We start from the raw sequence: 12,427 nt of genomic DNA, 5'->3' as shown, positions 1-12,427 counted from the left end.
CAAAGCATGACCTTTTTTGTGGGCGTTGCGGATTTTTAACGGCTTGCCGACTTCGGGCCGCGCTTGGCAGTCACCAACTCGACGGGCGTGAAGCTGCCAGCCTGTGTAACCCGTCCCGTGGCGTTGACATAAGTGGGCCGAATTTGCATGGTGAGGCGGCGCCCGCTGCCAGTGAAGTCGGCCAGGCCGGCAGCAAAAGCAGCGGGCGTGCTGCCTGCTACCAAGCTTTGCGGCACGTTCATGTCCACGTCCACGGGCAGGGTCACAATGGAACTGGACTCCAGTAGCGCGCTGGTGCCGGTCACGCCTTTGGTGAGCTCCTTGCCATCAAGCATCAGCTGGTAATCGAGCTGCTTAAGCTGCAGGTTTATCAGGCTGGGGTTGCGGGCATACACGCGCATGCGCAGGCGCAAGGGCAGAGCATTGGCCTTTAGTGCGGTTTGCAGCTTGGTTTGCTGGTCGGAGCTGAGGTCGGTGGCCTGGCGCACAAACAAGATGTCCTGCTCGCCTAGCTTGGCCTCATCCACGAAGTTGAGTCGGTACTGAACCTGGTCGTAAGCCAGGTTTTCCTGCGCCTCTACGGGGAGGTTGCTTTTCTTTGAGTTGGGCGACTCTTTCACTTGCTCGCTCAAGCTACACTGCGTGGTGCCAGCAAGCAGCAGGCCTAAGGTCAGAATACGAAGAGGGGATAAGTAGGGAGTAAATTTCATATGTAAAATCTATAGGTGGGCAGGCGGATAGTAGAAAGGCCAGAGGGCCGCCCGGGCCCTCTTACGAGAATGAGTTAATGCTGGGCTAAAATTAACTCTTCGCATCGCTACCATTGGGCTTTTGCCCAAAGCGGAGTTAGGCATGCAAAACAGACTGGCTGGTTTTCAGCCGGCAAAGCACAAAAAAAGGCTGGAAGCAGTGCGCTTCCAGCCTTTCTGTATTTAAGCAGCAACCAAATTATTTGCCGTCTACTTCTTCGTAGTCAACGTCGGTCACGTGGTCGCCCTGGGGCTGGCCGTTGCCGTTCTGGCTCTGACCGTCGCCGCCGGGGAAGCCCCCGCCGGGCTGGCCTTGGCCATCGCCGGCACCGCCAGCGGCGTACATCTCTTGCGAGGCCGCCTGCCAAGCCGCGTTGATGGCCTCCATGGCCGAGTCAATGCGAGCGAGGTCCTTGCTTTCGTGCGCCGATTTGAGGTCGGCCAGCGCGCCTTCGATGGCGGTTTTGTTGCCACCGCTCAGCTTGTCGCCGTACTCCTTCAACTGCTTCTCCGTCTGGAAAATCATCGAGTCGGCAGCGTTCACCTTGCTGATGCGCTCGGTTTCAGCCTTGTCCGACTCGGCGTTGGCGGCCGCTTCGTCGCGCATGCGCTTGATGTCGTCCTCGCTCAAGCCGCTGCTGGCTTCGATGCGGATTTTCTGCTCTTTGCCCGTGCCTTTATCCTTGGCGGTTACGTTCAGGATGCCGTTGGCGTCGATGTCGAAAATTACCTCAATTTGCGGTACGCCACGGGGTGCGGGCGGGATGCTGTCGAGGTGGAATTTGCCGATGGTGCGGTTCTGGTTGGCCAGCGGACGTTCGCCTTGCAGCACGTGGATTTCAACCGAAGGCTGGTTGTCCGAAGCCGTCGAGAAAGTCTCCGATTTCTTGGTTGGGATAGTCGTGTTCGACTCGATGAGCTTGGTCATCACGCCGCCCATTGTCTCAATGCCCAGCGAAAGCGGGGTCACGTCGAGCAGCAGCACGTCTTTCACTTCGCCGGTGAGCACACCGCCTTGGATAGCAGCGCCAATGGCCACAACTTCGTCGGGGTTCACGCCTTTCGAAGGCTTCTTGCCGAAGAATTTCTCCACTTCCTCCTGAATGCGGGGAATGCGGGTCGAACCACCCACGAGGATAACCTCGTTGATGTCCGAAGTCGACAAGCCAGCGTCTTGCAGGGCCTTTTTCACGGGCTCCATCGAGCGACGCACGAGGTCGTCGGCGAGCTGCTCGAACTTGGCGCGGCTCAGTTTTACCACCAAGTGCTTGGGGCCCGAGGCCGTAGCGGTGATGTAGGGAAGGTTTACTTCGGTTTCGGTCGAGCTGGACAGCTCCACTTTGGCTTTTTCAGCAGCTTCTTTCAAGCGCTGCAGGGCCATGGGGTCGTTGCGCAGGTCGAGGCCTTCGTTGTCCGACTTAAACTGGTCGGCCAGGAAGTTGATGATAACCTGGTCGAAGTCGTCGCCGCCGAGGTGGGTATCACCGTTAGTGCTCAGTACTTCAAACACGCCGTCGCCCAGTTCGAGGATGGAGATATCGAACGTACCACCACCAAGGTCGTACACGGCAATTTTTTGGTCTTTGTGCTTCTTGTCGAGGCCATAAGCCAAGGCAGCAGCCGTGGGCTCGTTGATGATGCGCTTCACATCGAGGCCCGCAATGGCACCGGCTTCTTTGGTGGCCTGGCGCTGGGCATCGTTGAAGTAAGCAGGCACCGTGATTACGGCTTCGGTAACAGTAGTACCGAGGTAGTCTTCAGCGGTCTGCTTCATTTTTTGCAGCACCATCGCCGAAATTTCCTGCGGCGTGTAGTTGCGGTCACCGATTTTCACCGCCACCGTGTTGTTCGAACCGGGGGTGAGGTCGTAGGCCACGTACTTGCTTTCGTTCTGCACTTCGGAGAAGTTGCGGCCCATAAAGCGCTTGATGCTGGCAATGGTATTCTTCGGGTTGGTCACGGCCTGGCGCTTGGCAGGGTCGCCCACCTTGCGCTCGCCCTTGCCCCCGTCGAGAAACGCGACGATGCTGGGGGTGGTGCGGCGGCCTTCGCTGTTGGGAATAACAACGGGTTCGTTGCCTTCCATTACGGACACGCACGAGTTGGTAGTGCCGAGGTCAATGCCGATTATTTTGCCCATGTTGGGATGTTTTTTATAGTTAGGTAAGGATTGTCAGGTCTAAGCAGCTTTTGCAGCCGTTACCCGGGGATTACAAGCAACGTACCAGCGTGCTTTTGGTGACAGATTGTCACCGAACTGGCGCGCCCTGGCTGGGCGACCGACTTGCTGACTTGATTTGATGCTGTAGAGGTGACTTTTCCTGACATTTCTATCACACAGAGCTCACGGAATTTGAGATAAAACCTTGTGCAACTCTGTGCGCTCTGTTTTATGAGCTCAGTGCGAAAACGTTTTATACCGAACGCCGTGGGTTGGTAGAACCTTTCGCAGGCGGAGCTGCTGGCGACTCTTTGCTTCCCTTCACGGCCACTTTCCGGTTCGCCGGGTTCTTCGTCGCCGAAAACTTCGCCTTCAGCTTGCGCGACTCTTCCAGTGTCAGCTCGCGCCACTGGCCGGGGGCTAATTCGCCGAGGTCCATTTCATCGATGGTCACGCGGATGAGGCGCAGGCAAGGCAGGCCCACGGCAGCGCACATCTTGCGCACCTGACGGTTCATGCCCTGCGAAATGGTGATGGCGAGCCAGCTGGTGGGAATGCTGGCCCGGAAGCGAATGGGCGTGCTGCGCTCCCAGAGCTCGGCTGGTTCGGGTAGTACCTCGGCCCGGGCGGGGGCGGTCAGGCCTTCTTTAATCTTGACGCCACGCCGCAGTTTGTCCAGCGCTTCTTCCGAAACAGTGCCTTCGACCTGGGCCCAATACGTTTTGGGTACTTTAAACTTGGGGTCGCTGAGGCGGTGCTGCAGGGCTTTGTCGTCGGTGAGCAGGAGCAGGCCCTCACTGTCAAAATCAAGCCGGCCCACGGGGTAGATGCCCGGTACGGGCACGAAATCCTTGAGCGTGGCGCGGCCATGCTCGTCGGTGAACTGGGTAAGGACTTCGTAGGGCTTGTTGAGGAGGATGTAGCGCATATCAGGGGAAAAAGGCAGCGCACGTAGCGTGAACTTTGCAGTTCGCGCTACGTGCGCCGTTGGAAATAATTGAACGACCCGTTCGTGTTTCCGGCGGGGACGCGAATTGCAAAGTTCGCGCTACGTGCGCTACTCCCACCAGCGGGCGCTGGGCAACTCGGCTCCCAAAGTAACCGGTTCGCCGAGGCGCGGCGTGGTGATGGGCTGCTGTAAACGGGCAGCCTCGGCCGTGGCGCGGTTGATGGGGTCGTTCCAGGCGTGGTTGGCCTCGGTATAGGCGCCCCAATGCACAGGCAACATCATCTGGCTGCGGAGGTCACGGGCGGCCTGCACGCTCTGCTCGGGCAGCATGTGTATTTGCGACCATTGCTGGTCGTACTGCCCGCATTCCATCAAGGTCAGGTCGAAAGGACCGTAGGTAGCCCCAATGGTGCTGAAGTGGGGGCCGTAGCCACCGTCGCCACTATAGAAGAGGCGCTTGGTGGCCGACTTCATTACCCAGGAGCTCCAAAGCGTGGAATTACGGTTGGTGAGCCCGCGGCCGGAAAAGTGGCGGCTGGGCGTGCATATCAGCGTGAGGCCATCGACGGTGGCTTCGTTGCCCCAATTCATTTCCGTAATGCGCTCCGGGGCCACGCCCCAGGCCCGCAGGTGGGGGCCAATGCCAAGCGGCACGTAGAACCGGGCCACTTTGTCCTTGATGCGCCGAATGGTGGCGTAGTCGAGGTGGTCGTAGTGGTCGTGCGAAATCAGCACGGCGTCGATGGGTGGCAGCTGGTCGGGGCCGATGGGCAGGCTGGGGTTGTAGCGGTTGGGCGTGGCCCATTTCACGGGGCCCATCTCGATGCTCAGCATGGGGTCGAGCAGGATGTTTTTGCCGGCCAGCTCCACCAAGCTGGCCGAATGCCCGAACCAGGTGACGCGCACTGTCTCCGGCGTTTTGCGCGTGATGCTGAGCGAGTCGAGCGGCAGCATGGGCAGCGGGCCTGCCGGCTTGGCGTCGGGGTCTTTGCGGAAGAGGAATTTCCACATCATCGAGAAAAAGTTGCCGTCCGTGGATAGCGACGTTGGCACCAGGTTCACAAACTCACCATCTCGGTAATGGCCTGATTTCGCATAAACTGCCTGCTCGGCCTTGCTGGGCTTGCCCCCAAACTGCGGGCTGAGGCCGGTGAAAGCTACTGCTGCGATTAGCAAGACGCCAATGATGCTGCCAGATGCCATGAGTAAGGTTTTCAAAGGGTTGCTCATTAATTACGCGGCTACTTTGCCGTGGGCCAGCGCCACGATGTCGCGCACTTCCAGCACCGGTTTGGGGTAGCCATCTTGCACGGCCTTAATCATGGCCAATCCTACTTCCTGCATAGTGGAAACGTAGCTGGACGCCACCCGCCGGGCTATCGGATACAGCCAGCTAAAGTATTTATACATACTGAGCACGTTGCGCTGGCCGGGCGTGGCACGCATGAAACCCGGTCGGAACATGTAAGCCGCCGGGAATGGCAGGCGCAACAATTCGTTTTCGGTGCGGCCTTTGGTGCGGGCCCAGTGACTGCGGCTTTGCTCGGTACTGTCGGTGCCCACGCCGGTCACGTAGCAAAAAGTCAGGTCAGAGTTGAGGCGCAGCAGGGTGTGAGCTACGGTTATGGTGGTGTCGTAGGTGATGCGCTCGTACTCCTCCTTGCTCACGCCCAGCGAAGAAATGCCGGCGCAATAAAAACAAGCATTGTAGCCCCCGAGCTGGCTTTCGATGGCTTCTAAATGCTGGAAGTCGCCGTGCAGTATTTCCTTCAGCTTGGGATGCGTGTAGCCGCTGGCCTTGCGGTTGAGGAGCAGTACGGCTTCCACGTCGGGGTTGCGCAGGCACTCGAGCAGGACGCCTTCGCCCACCATGCCGGTCGCCCCGGTAATTATGGCTTTGATTTTCATGAGGTGACACGGGGAAATTTGCCCGTGCCTGAGTAGGGACGCTTTTGCGGCGGTTCTACTTTGAATGGGGTTGGATTTGTACCGCTTCTTTCACGAATTGCCTGTCATGCTGAGCCAGCGAAGCACCTTATCACGGTGAACGATTGGTCCTGGCGTGATAAGGTGCTTCGCAGACTCAGCATCACAGGAGGCGCTTCGATAAGTTTACACGCTACCCGAATACTTCCTTACGGCCCATTCCACTGTGAGAAAAGCCAGAATCACGAAGAAAATCCACTTCAGATTTATCAAATCCTTCAGCTCCTCTTCGGCTGTTATAACCGGTTTGTAATTTGCCTTCAGAATATCCTCGGCCAGCTTGTCGAACTGTGCCGGGTAGTAGAGCCGCGAGCCGCTGCGGCGTGATAGCTGAGCCAATAGGTTGTGGTCGGCACGCGACTCCAGGGCTTCCAATGGCTGCGATTGCACCAGCAGCTCGCCAGCATCTTGCTGGGGCTGGCCGCCCAGCGTGGCTAGAGCCTGGTAGCGGTAGAGGCCGGTGGGCAGCGGGCCCAGGCGCAGGGGCGAGCCATCTTCAGCGTTGGCAAACGAGAATCGGCGGACCTGCTTCTTTTCGTCGGTGAGAGTGAGGTCGATTTTTTGGTTATACAGGCGCTCAAATACGGCGTTGTAGGTTTCGGCGCCCAACGTCACGTCGTCCTGGGTGCCGAAGCTTTCCTGCGTGGGGTACACGTCGAGGCGCTTTTTGTTGGCGTTCTGGGTAAGCAACTGCAGCGTGCGGATAACAAGTCGGTCGTACGCTTCGGGCTTGTCGTCGTGCTCCACGGCTTCGCTCAGGCGCCACTGCCAGCTGCCGTCGGTGAGCAAGGTGCCCTGGCGACGCTCGGCCGGGCCCCCAAAAACCAGTAGGGGCTTTTGCGTGGCTACCCGGCCCACCTGCTGCCACAAAGCAGCTTCAGCGCCCGCGCCGAGGCGATAATCACCAAATGGCACGGCCCCGGGCGGGTAAGAGGCGTAGCGGCGCGTCGATTCCTCGTCGGTGGCAAAGCGGGCGAAGGCCGGATTGGGCAGGGGCGTCACCTCATCGGTCTGCGAGCCGCGCGCTTGAATGGTGAGGCCCGTGCCGAGCTGGTTGTAGGCGCCCAGGTCCGATTGCGCCCCAATCACATACAGCGCCGGCGTGCGTTTGGCTTTCACCTGGGCCAGAATCTCGTTGCCCAAGCCGCCCTGGGCCGGGAGCTGGTGCAGAATGGCCACGTCGAAGTCGGCATCGGCGCGCAGGGGGGCCACCCCCGGCAGCGCCAGCGTGAGGTCGAAGTTGTCGTTGGCCACGATGGCAGCGCGCAAAGCCTTCAAATCGGGGTGCGGTGCGGCCCCGGCCAGCAGCACGCGCAGCTTGCCTTTTACTATTTCAATGAAAGCCGTGCGAGCGTTGTTAAGCTCCGTAAATTCGCCGGGCTGGGGCACCACGCGCACTTCGTAGCGCCGCTTGCCCGGCGCCGGCGCCGTGATTTGAAAATTGGTTTTCACCCGGCGCCGTCCGGCGGGCAGGGCCACGCGGCGGGTGTCGAGCACGCGTGTTCCCTCGCGGAGTTCCACGGTGGCCGTGCTGCCGGCATAGCCTTCAAACCCCAGCTCGGCTTCAAGCGGAAATTTGTTGCCGCTGAAGGCCACGCGGTTGTAGGTGAGGCCGGTGAGGCGCAGGTCGCGCTTGGGCACGGTGTCGCCCACCGCCACGCTGTAGATGGGAAAGTTGTAGTCGGAATAGGAAGGGCTGCGGCCTTGGTTTACCAGGCCGTCGCTGAGGAGCACCACGCCGGCCAGGTTCCGGTCGTTATAATCCTCGCGGGTGCCAGTCAAAAGCCGGTCGATGTCGGTGGTGGCAGCGCCGAAGCGCAGTGAATCGAGTCGGGCCGGACGGCCTGGAGTAGGAGTGAGGGTGCGGGTTTCGACGGTGAAGCCTTTGCCACGCAGGGTTTCGGCCAGGCCAGCCAAGCCGGTAGTGGCCTGACTGAGCACGGCTTTAGGCGTGAACAGCTCAACGGATTGCGAGTTGTCGACGGCCAGCACCACGGTAGGCTGCTCGGTGCGCGTGGTGGTGGTTTTGATGAACGGCGCCAGCAGCAGGTAGCACAGAAAGCTGATTACCACAAAGCGCAAAGCCGCTAGCGCGTAGTTCAGGTTTTTGCTCCAGGGCGCTTTGGCCGAGTATTGCAGAGCGGCGTAGCCCGCCCCCACGGCTAGGCAAAGCAGAATGAGCCAGGGAGAATATTGAGTGGTCAGCAAAAGGCGGAAAATAACAACGAGTGCCTGCTGCTTATGAAGCAGGAGCGTCTAGTTCGGTAAGGGCTTGCGCAACTGAAAATACAGGTAGCGCGCTGTCCCGAAACCCTTTGGGGTCGCGAGTGATGATGGCAGTGATGGGAGGATGAGCAAGCGCAACAAAGTGCTGAATCCCGTCCTCAAAATCGCCGAAATTGCTAGCCAGCGCTTGGCGAATGACAGAAGCATCGACGGGTAAAATTTCCACTAGTTGCTCCAGCCGCAGCAACAGCTGCCGGGCCTGCGTTGCCGAGGTTTGCCGTCGCATAATGTATTCGATGTTAGCAAAGGATAAGCTGGCCACATAAAACCGGGCCTCTCCCGTTGCACCGGCCTGCATGAGCTCGGCGGCGTCGGCGCCAAATGGTTCGCGCCGCGCTAGGTAATCAATGAGTACGTTTGTGTCGAGCAGGTACTTTTTCATCGATACTTTTTCTGCAGAGCGTCGCCCAGAGCCGCTTTGTAGTCGAAGTCGGAAGGCAGGGAAATACAGCCAGCCAGGGCCTCTATTTCAGGTGACAAAGCGCGCCGTTTGCGTGCAGGCGCAGCCACTACTGGTCGCAGCAACTCGGCTACCAGCACCGATAAATCGGTGCCCGTTCGCCGGGCATACTCCTGGGCCTGCATTGCTAAATCGTCGTCGAGGTTGAAGGTGAGCGTTGACATAAGCAATAAGTTACACGCGGCAAGTTAAGTCGGCCGGCTATTGCTAACGGTTCAGCACTGTAACCAGTTCGGGACTATTAAAGATGCTGACCGGCGAAATTACGGTTTCTGCGAGCGGCAGGCGCTTGCCGTAGCGCTCCTTCATTTTGGCTTGCACAGCGGGGTGGCTCAAATCAAATTCGCGCAGCTGTTGCAGCCTGCCGATTCTGCGATTCAGGCCTCGCTCGAACACTTTCCAGATTAATTCGGAGCAGTAGATTCGGTCATCAGACCAGCCAAAGTAGAGGTCGTAGTTGTGGCCCAGCATGGGCTGGCCAGCAGCTTTCAGGCGCTTTATGGCAGCGGGCGTCAGAGCTGTTTCGGCATCGTACAACCTTTTAACCACGAAATGACCTCCCTTGCCACGGGCTATCCAACTAGACAGCGGCGTCAGTTTTACGGGTTGCACGGCTTCAAATACCTGCCACTCGCCGTTCTGCTTGTAAACAATGCCACAGTGGCTGTAAGGCGAATGCGTGGCGAGCTGGATGGCTTGGCTTTGCGCCGATAGTGAGGTATGGAATATTAGGTCGCCGTCGCGAAGCTGGGGCGCAATTTGGGAGGTGGCGATTTTAGCTGCTTGGTGGCTTTGGTAGGGGAGTAGCTTGCGGTGCAGGCGCGGGTAGGTGGCGAAGGCGAGTCCGGCAGGGAAAAGAAAGAGGAGATGCCAGCGGTTCCGCAAAATTTATAATTGTATGTTTCGTGTCAAGAATCCAGTTTTTGCTCATATGACACAAAGTGTTAACCAGCTAGATACTTTCAATTCGGAATTAGGTAAGTCAATAGAGCAGCTCTATGAGGTGTTTGCGAAATACCCACTGAACCTTAGTATGGATGGTAGTCCATTATTTGAAGAGAAAATTGCGCAATGGAACCGGCTTGTTGCGGCCAATCCACTTCGCGAACTTTCCGTTGATGACCTTCGAATCTATCATTTCAAGACGATGACTACGTGGGGAGAGGTCAACGATTTTAAACATTTTCTCCCCCGCATATTTGAGCTGCTTGCTGAGCTACCAATAGATTTTGACGAATGGGTAGCCTTGAATAAGCTTAACTATGGAAAGTATACGTCTTGGCCAATACCCGAACAGGTGGCTGTGCAGCGTTTCCTAATGGCATTTTGGAAAAAGCTTCTCCAAGAGCCATCGGATATTACAGATGCTTATTTTGAGGGCTATTTCCCTGCTATAGTCAACGTCTATCCTCATTTTGAACAGCTACTGAATGCTTGGTTAGAAGCCAGTAACAAACACTCAACCCAACGTTTGGCTGAATACGTTTTTAGAAATGAGGATGAGGTGCTGAAAGGCAGGCTAACTGGTTATGAAGAAATGCCTCATCAGGGAAAGCTATTCCTTAAATGGTTACGCAAGCCCGCAGTCTTACAAAAATTAAAGCAGGCCACATCATCAGAATCACATCCTTACCTAAACCTGGAGTTGATTCCAATTTTACAGCAGCTTGAGAAGCCATTGTAATTGACGCAGCCTGCTATAGTAGTTGATTCTCTACTTTATGTCAGCATGCCGCCATCCACCTGCAGCACCTGCCCGCTGATGTAACTCGAATCGTCCGATGCCAGAAACGCCGTGGCCTTGGCCACATCCTCCGGCGTTCCACCGCGCTTGAGCGGAATGGCCTTGCGCCACTCGTCTACCTGCTTGGGGTCCAGCGCATCGGTCATTTCGGTTTCGATGAAGCCGGGGGCAATGGCGTTGCAGCGAATGTTGCGCGAGCCCAACTCCAGCGCCACCGATTTGGTGAAGCCGATGATGCCGGCCTTGCTGGCGGCATAGTTGGCCTGCCCGGCGTTGCCTTTGATGCCGACCACGCTGGTCATGTTGATGATGGAGCCAGCTTTGGCGCGCATCATGGGCTTGGTTGCGGCTTTGGTGAGGTTGAATACGGACTTGAGGTTCACGTTCATTACCTGGTCCCACTGCTGCTCGCTCATGCGCATGAGCAGGCCGTCCTGGGTGATGCCGGCGTTGTTGACGAGGATGTCGAGCTTGCCAAAATCGGCCAGTACGTCCTCAATTAGTTTCTCGGCTTGAGCGTAGTCGGAGGCATCGGAACGGTAGCCTTTGGCTTTGGTGCCGTGAGCCGACAGCTCGGTTTCCAGGGCCTGGCCCTTTTCGACGGAGGAGAGGTAGGTGAAAGCCACTTGGGCGCCCAGTTGGGCGAAATGTGCCGCGATGGCGCGGCCAATTCCTTTGGAAGCGCCCGTTACGAGGGCCACTTTTCCGGTCAGCGTTTGAGTCATGGGGCGAAGGTAGCGGATGATGGCTATTAGCCGTTAGCTGCTAGCTGTTGGCTTTCGTGGGTAGCTTGCGGTGCCAAAAGGCTGCTTACCGACAGCGCTAACAGCTATACGCTACTAGCCAACAGCTAATGAACCACGATATCTGCATCCTCGGCGCCGGGCCCGGCGGAGCCACGGCGGCCCTGCACCTGGCCAATGCCGGCCAACGCTGCCTGCTTCTGGACCGCGCCGCTTTTCCGCGCGATAAAATCTGCGGCGATGCCCTTAGCGGCAAGGTGCTGAGCGAGCTAAAGCGCATCGACGAAAAGCTGACTGGGCTACTAGCCGCCGCTCCCATGCAGGTGCCCAGTTGGGGCATCGACTTCTTTGCCCCCAACGGCCGCCAACTCGGCATTCCCTTCAAGCCCAAGTTCGACAAAGCCACCGACCGTGCCGCCGGCCACGTGGCCAAGCGCATCGATTTCGACAATTTTCTGGTAGAAGAAGTACGCCAGCGCCCGGAAATCGACTTCCGCGAAAACGTGGACGTGGCCCGCACCGAACGCACGGCCACCGGCTGGCAGTTGCTCGATAAAGCCGGCCAGGAAATAGCCACCTGCCGCATCCTGCTGGTTGCCAACGGCGCCCAATCGGAATTTGCCCGCAAAGTAGCCGGCCATGCCCTAGAGCCCGACCACCACTGCGCCGGCCTCCGCACCTACTACGACAAGGTAACCGGCCTGAGCCCAGATAACTTCATCGAGCTGCACTTTATTAAAGATTTTCTGCCCGGCTACCTCTGGGTTTTTCCGCTGCCCAATGGCCAGGCCAATGTGGGCGTGGGCATGCTGTCGAAAACCGTAGCGGCTAAAAAAATCAACCTGCGTCAGCGGCTCGATGAGATTCTAGCTACCCATCCCACGCTGGCCCCGCGCTTCGCGCAGGCCGAGCGGCTGGGTCCGGTGCGGGGTTTCGGGCTTCCGTTGGGCTCGAAGCGGCGGCCCTTGTCGGGCGCCAACTACATGCTGCTCGGCGATGCTGGTTCCCTCATCGACCCCTTCAGCGGAGAGGGTATTTCGCACGCCATGGTCAGCGGCCGGCACGCGGCCATTTGGGCTGCACAGGCCGTGGGTAAAGACGATTACAGTCCTGAGTTTTTAAAAAATTACGACAAAGCCGTGTACAACCGGCTGGGGCAGGAGCTGCGCCTGAGCCGTGTGATGCAGCGCTTGCTCAACTTCCCCAGCCTGTTCAACATCGTGGCCAACCGCGCCGTGAATAACCCCACGCTAGCCGAAACGCTGTCTGCCATGTTCATGGATTTGGACTTGCGGGAGCGGCTGCGCCAGCCCAGCTTTTATTTCAAGCTGCTTTTTGGCGGGAAGTAA

Annotated in this window: 12 protein-coding genes; 2 read left to right on the top strand and 10 right to left on the bottom strand. The window is 58.1% G+C overall.

The features are described 5' to 3' along the window. Positions 1-35 precede the first annotated feature (35 nt). The 9 genes from BMZ66_RS05800 to BMZ66_RS05760 form a co-directional block, all read right to left on the bottom strand. On the bottom strand, positions 36-710 hold the full coding sequence (locus BMZ66_RS05800; RefSeq protein ID WP_092669890.1) for a hypothetical protein: 675 nt from the start codon (positions 708-710) through the stop codon (positions 36-38). Between the two features lie 238 nt (positions 711-948). After that, complete coding sequence (gene dnaK, locus BMZ66_RS05795; protein WP_092669888.1) at positions 949-2,889, bottom strand: molecular chaperone DnaK; 1,941 nt, start codon at positions 2,887-2,889, stop codon at positions 949-951. A gap of 274 nt (positions 2,890-3,163) precedes the next feature. Next, positions 3,164-3,838 carry a pseudouridine synthase gene (locus BMZ66_RS05790; RefSeq protein ID WP_092669886.1) on the bottom strand — a complete coding sequence of 225 codons (675 nt, stop codon included), beginning with the start codon at positions 3,836-3,838 and terminating at the stop codon, positions 3,164-3,166. A gap of 129 nt (positions 3,839-3,967) precedes the next feature. Continuing rightward, positions 3,968-5,077: an MBL fold metallo-hydrolase gene (locus tag BMZ66_RS05785; protein ID WP_214606952.1), complete on the bottom strand. Its 1,110-nt coding sequence runs from the start codon at positions 5,075-5,077 to the stop codon at positions 3,968-3,970. A 15-nt stretch (positions 5,078-5,092) separates the two neighbouring features. Further along, positions 5,093-5,767, bottom strand: coding sequence for an NAD-dependent epimerase/dehydratase family protein (locus tag BMZ66_RS05780; RefSeq protein WP_092669882.1), 675 nt, complete (start codon positions 5,765-5,767; stop codon positions 5,093-5,095). 204 nt (positions 5,768-5,971) lie between these two features. Next, positions 5,972-8,053: a VWA domain-containing protein gene (locus BMZ66_RS05775; RefSeq protein WP_234794983.1), complete on the bottom strand. Its 2,082-nt coding sequence runs from the start codon at positions 8,051-8,053 to the stop codon at positions 5,972-5,974. Positions 8,054-8,084: 31 nt separating this feature from the next. After that, the gene (locus tag BMZ66_RS05770) at positions 8,085-8,513 is read right to left on the bottom strand and encodes a type II toxin-antitoxin system VapC family toxin (protein WP_092669880.1); all 429 of its coding nucleotides are present in this window, start codon (positions 8,511-8,513) and stop codon (positions 8,085-8,087) included. Further along, a complete protein-coding gene (locus BMZ66_RS05765; RefSeq protein WP_092669878.1) occupies positions 8,510-8,755 on the bottom strand; it encodes a DUF6364 family protein in 246 nt (81 codons plus the stop codon). The genes BMZ66_RS05770 and BMZ66_RS05765 overlap by 4 nt, the downstream gene beginning before the upstream one ends. A 43-nt stretch (positions 8,756-8,798) precedes the next feature. Beyond that, entirely contained in the window at positions 8,799-9,476 is a 678-nt protein-coding gene (locus BMZ66_RS05760; protein ID WP_214606951.1) for a YiiX family permuted papain-like enzyme, read from the bottom strand. Positions 9,477-9,489: 13 nt separating this feature from the next. Between BMZ66_RS05760 and BMZ66_RS05755 the strand changes: the two genes are divergently transcribed. Next, positions 9,490-10,275: a hypothetical protein gene (locus BMZ66_RS05755; protein ID WP_143080070.1), complete on the top strand. Its 786-nt coding sequence runs from the start codon at positions 9,490-9,492 to the stop codon at positions 10,273-10,275. Between the two features lie 35 nt (positions 10,276-10,310). Here the strand turns inward: BMZ66_RS05755 and fabG are convergent, their stop codons facing one another. Further along, on the bottom strand, positions 10,311-11,060 hold the full coding sequence (gene fabG / locus BMZ66_RS05750; RefSeq protein ID WP_092669874.1) for a 3-oxoacyl-[acyl-carrier-protein] reductase: 750 nt from the start codon (positions 11,058-11,060) through the stop codon (positions 10,311-10,313). Between the two features lie 128 nt (positions 11,061-11,188). Here fabG and BMZ66_RS05745 point away from each other — a divergent pair, with 128 nt between their 5' ends. Next, on the top strand, positions 11,189-12,427 hold the full coding sequence (locus tag BMZ66_RS05745; protein WP_092669872.1) for an NAD(P)/FAD-dependent oxidoreductase: 1,239 nt from the start codon (positions 11,189-11,191) through the stop codon (positions 12,425-12,427).

This window comes from Hymenobacter arizonensis (assembly GCF_900115775.1).
In the GTDB taxonomy this organism is placed as follows: Bacteria; Bacteroidota; Bacteroidia; order Cytophagales; family Hymenobacteraceae; genus Hymenobacter; species Hymenobacter arizonensis.
The sequence above is the reverse complement of the archived record's forward strand: the minus strand, read 5'-3'. Positions and strand labels throughout refer to the sequence as shown.

Bases quoted from the DNA above. Each gene is read 5' to 3' on its own strand.
- BMZ66_RS05745 (WP_092669872.1), top strand. From the start codon at position 11,189: ATGAACCACGATATCTGCATCCTCGGCGCCGGGCCCGGCGGAGCCACG.
- BMZ66_RS05770 (WP_092669880.1), bottom strand. From the start codon at position 8,513: ATGAAAAAGTACCTGCTCGACACAAACGTACTCATTGATTACCTAGCG.
- dnaK (WP_092669888.1), bottom strand. From the start codon at position 2,889: ATGGGCAAAATAATCGGCATTGACCTCGGCACTACCAACTCGTGCGTG.
- BMZ66_RS05780 (WP_092669882.1), bottom strand. From the start codon at position 5,767: ATGAAAATCAAAGCCATAATTACCGGGGCGACCGGCATGGTGGGCGAA.
- BMZ66_RS05790 (WP_092669886.1), bottom strand. From the start codon at position 3,838: ATGCGCTACATCCTCCTCAACAAGCCCTACGAAGTCCTTACCCAGTTC.
- fabG (WP_092669874.1), bottom strand. From the start codon at position 11,060: ATGACTCAAACGCTGACCGGAAAAGTGGCCCTCGTAACGGGCGCTTCC.
- BMZ66_RS05800 (WP_092669890.1), bottom strand. From the start codon at position 710: ATGAAATTTACTCCCTACTTATCCCCTCTTCGTATTCTGACCTTAGGC.
- BMZ66_RS05765 (WP_092669878.1), bottom strand. From the start codon at position 8,755: ATGTCAACGCTCACCTTCAACCTCGACGACGATTTAGCAATGCAGGCC.
- BMZ66_RS05755 (WP_143080070.1), top strand. From the start codon at position 9,490: ATGTTTCGTGTCAAGAATCCAGTTTTTGCTCATATGACACAAAGTGTT.